The organism is Candidatus Roseilinea sp. NK_OTU-006 (assembly GCF_012931985.1).
Lineage (GTDB): Bacteria > Chloroflexota > Anaerolineae > J036 > Brachytrichaceae > JAAFGM01.
Genome location: NZ_JAAFGM010000069.1, coordinates 1 through 3,561 on the forward strand (window position 1 = coordinate 1; position 3,561 = coordinate 3,561).

Consider the following 3,561-nt stretch of genomic DNA (forward strand, 5'->3'; position numbering starts at 1 on the left):
CAAAGCCGCGCGAGACAGCCACCGGCCCAAAGGCCTGGTGATCGTCAACACCGGCAAGGGCAAGGGCAAAACGACGGCCGCGCTGGGTATTCTGCTGCGGGCCTGGGGCCGCAACATGCGCGTCGGCGGCGTGCAATTCTTCAAGCACGAGAAATCGTCCTACGGCGAGCTGAAGGCCTTGGAGAAGATGGGCATTGCGCTGACGCCTATGGGCGACGGCTTCACCTGGACGAGCAAAAACCTGGATGAAACACAGGCGAAAGCCCTGCACGGGTGGGAGGTAGCCAAGCAGAAGATCGCCAGCGGCGAATACGACGTGTTCCTGCTGGATGAGTTCACTTACGTGATGCACTTCGGCTGGTTGGATGCAAGCGAGGTGGTGGCCTGGCTGGCCGCACACAAGCCCCCGATGACCCACGTCATCATCACCGGCCGCGACGCGCCCGAAGCGCTGATCGAGTTCGCCGATCTGGTGACCGAGATGCGCGAGGTGAAGCACCCCTACCGCGACCAGGGCATCCGCGCCCAACCCGGTATCGAGTTCTGAGATGCGCACTTCTCAACCCCACACGCGCGTGCTGCGCGGCGACGGCAAATACATCAACCTGATCCTGAAGACAGGGCACCTGTTTGTGTGCAAAGGCTGCTGCTGCGGTCACGTCGAACGGGGACATCCGCCGGTGCCGGAGGAGTTGTTTCACAATGAGTGGGAGCGCCGCAAGCTGCGCCATCGCCTGCACCTCACCATCGGCGGTTGTCTCGGCCCGTGCCCGCTCTCGAACGTCGTCCTATTGAACTTCGATGGCACAAACTTGTGGTTTCAGTCGTTCAACACCGAGTGGCAGGTGTTGACACTCTACGATTACATCGAGGCGATGCTAGCGGCCAACCGGCTGTTGCCCGTGCCGGAGGCGCTGCGCCCCTTTGTCTTCAATTTCTACGCTTGGCAGGCCCAACAATCCGCACAAGTTATTGGCGATGTCCCCGTGACCGATACGCCCGCTTCGCTCGAGGCTGTTGTCGCGCCCATCCTGGTGCTCTCTCATGCTGACACCGACCTGCTGGTTGTTCGCCGGGTGCGCGAACTGTTGCCGGCGGATTTCCCGGCCGTGCGTCCGTTGCCGCTAGAGCCGCTGCGCCGGCCGGAGGCGCTGTCGCACTTCGAGCGCGCCGAATTGCGCGACGCGCAGCTCATCGTGGCGCGCGTCGAAGGCGGTGTGGACAATGCGCCGCAACTGCGCCGCATCGCCGAGTTCTGCCGCCAGGCCGACCGTGTGCTGTTGTGCGTCTCTGCCATTCAGCCCGACCCGCAACTGGATGCCCTCTCCACCGAACCCGCCATCGCCCGTGAAGTTTTCACTTATTTCCAGGAGGGCGGCGCGGAGAATGTGGCGCAGCTCCTGCGCTTCCTCAGCGATCACTACTTTGCCACCGGCTACGGCTTCGCGCCGCCACAACCGCAGCCCCGTTTGGACATCTACCACCCGTCCCTGGGGGGCCTGTGTGACTTCGCGCGCTGGCAAGCCCGCCTCCGGCCCGACCGGCCCACCATCGGCGTAATGTTCTATCGCTCCCACTGGCTGAGCGGCAATACGGCCTTCGTGGATGCGCTCGTGGCCGAGATCGAAGCGCAAGGGGCTAACGCGCTGCCTGTGTTCGTCAGCAGTCGCAATGACCTGGCTACCCTGGTGCGTGATTTCGGACTGGGTGAATCGCCACCGATGGACGTATTGATCAGCACTGTCAGCTTCGCCATGTCGCCGGAGGTAGCGGCGCAGACGCGCTTCCCCATCTTGCAGGCCATCACCAGCGGCATGACGCGCGAGCAATGGCTGGCCGCACAGCGTGGCCTGGGGCCGTTGGACACGGCTATGAATGTGGTGCTGCCGGAGTTCGACGGTCGGGTGATCACCGTGCCCATCAGCTTCAAGCACGAGCAGGAATACCGGCCAGACCCGGAGCGCATCGCCCGGCTGGTGCGCCTGGCGTTGGGCTACGCCCGGCTGCGACGCAAACCCAATGCCGAGAAGCGCGTGGCTTTCGTGCTCACCAACAGTAGCGCCAAGGCCGGCAAGATCGGCAACGCAGTTGGGTTAGACGGGCCGGCATCGCTGCTGCGCATCTTTGCTGCCATGCGCGAGCGCGGCTACACGCTCGCGGATGTTCCCGAGGACGGCGATGCACTGATGCACGCCATCATTGCCTGCGGCAGCTACGACACGGACTTCCTTCTCGACTTTCAGCGCCAGAACGCCCGCCGCGTCCCCGTCGAGCGCTATGCCCAATGGCATGCTGAACTGACTCCCTTCCAGCGTCGCTACCTGGACGAACGCTGGGGCGGGCCGCCGGGGCCGTCTTTTGTGCACGACGGCGCTTTGCTCTTCAGTACGCTGGAGCTGGGGAATGTGCTCGTGGCCCTGCAGCCCCCGCGCGGCTACGCCGATGACCCTGAGGGCATTTACCATTCGCCCGACCTGCCGCCGAGCTACCAGTATCACGCCTTCTATCGTTGGCTGACCACCCCACGTGAGCAGGGCGGCTGGGGTGCGGATGCCGTCGTACACATGGGCACCCACGGCACGCTGGAGTGGCTGCCGGGCAAGGGCGTCGGCCCCTCGTCCGATTGCTTCCCCGATACCTTGATCGGTGATGTTCCGTTCTTCTATCCCTATATCGTCAGCAACCCCGGCGAAGGCGCACAGGCCAAGCGCCGTACCCATGCTGTCATTCTGGATCACCTGATGCCGCCCCAGACTACCGCCGAGCTATATGGCGATTTGGCCGAGCTGGCGCAGTTGGTGACGGAATACTACGCCTGTGAAGCCACCAGCCCCGATAAGCTGCCGATGTTGCAATCGCAGATCTGGTCGCTGGTTTGTCGCGCGCGGTTGGACAAAGAAATCGGCGCCATCCTGCAACGCCAAAACGCAAAGCATAGCCATAGCTGGGATGAGACGTTGACCCCCGAAGGCATTCCTGTGAGAGTCGTCGAGTTCAGCGGCAAGGAGTTCGCCCACATGATGGAAGATGTGGACGGCTATCTGTGCGAGCTGCAGAGCCTGCAAATCCACTGTGGCCTACACACGTTGGGTCAGGCGCCTTGTGGCGAGATGCTGATTGACACCCTGCATGCGCTGCTGCGATTGCCCAACATGGATGTGCCCGGCCTGCGTCAGGCCGTGGCCGCAGCTTTGGGTGCCGAATTAGTCTATGACTGGCGCAGCAGCAAGACCCAAGCCGAGCAGCGGGTGGACGCACTTGCGCGCGACCTGCTCCGGGCACTGGCCAGCAGCGGCTTCGATGCTCGACAGGTCGAGGCCGTTGTGCAGGCGCACCTGCCCGCCGCGCCCAACACTGCCGGGATTGTTGCTGCGCTGCGCTATGTTTGCACCCACCTCGCACCGGCCCTTGCACGCACCGAAGATGAGATTACCAATCTGTTGGACGCGCTGGAAGGCCGGCCGGTGCCGCCTGGTCCCGCCGGAGCGCCCACGCGCGGCATGGCACACGTGCTGCCTACCGGTCGCAACTTCTTCACCGTAGATCCGCGCGCGCTCCCCA

2 protein-coding genes are annotated in these 3,561 nt (G+C 63.8%); both read left to right on the top strand.

Translation table 11 applies throughout. The annotated features are described in order from the left end of the window. The coding region (cobO, locus tag GXH28_RS15290) for a cob(I)yrinic acid a,c-diamide adenosyltransferase (RefSeq protein ID WP_240550450.1) at positions 1-547 on the top strand (547 nt) is incomplete at its 5' end. 1 nt (position 548) lies between these two features. Next, the coding region (locus GXH28_RS15295; protein ID WP_169239882.1) for a cobaltochelatase subunit CobN at positions 549-3,561 on the top strand (3,013 nt) is incomplete at its 3' end.